This is a genomic window from Lyngbya sp. CCY1209, from assembly GCF_035615495.1.
In the GTDB taxonomy this organism is placed as follows: Bacteria; Cyanobacteriota; Cyanobacteriia; order Cyanobacteriales; family Microcoleaceae; genus Limnospira.
The window spans coordinates 1-203 of sequence record NZ_JAJENU010000038.1; the positions used below are offsets into that span (position 1 = coordinate 1).

Below are 203 nucleotides of genomic sequence, written 5' to 3' on the forward strand. Positions count from 1 at the left end.
TCCCAAAGCCGCGAAGTCATTGAACAGTGCAAGATTGCCATTTCCGAATGGTTAAAACCCATTGGACTCCGACTCAAGCCGGAAAAGACAAGAATCTGTCATACATTTCAAGAAATCGAAATTGGTGGAGAAAAAGTCCAACCGGGATTTGACTTTCTAGGGTTCAATATCAGGCAATATCCTGCCGGAAAACACGTCTCTGG

General features: G+C 44.3%; 1 pseudogene. It reads left to right on the forward strand.

The window, feature by feature from the left end:
* Positions 1-203 (forward strand): annotated as a pseudogene (locus LKE08_RS00175) (hypothetical protein); the annotation flags it as partial.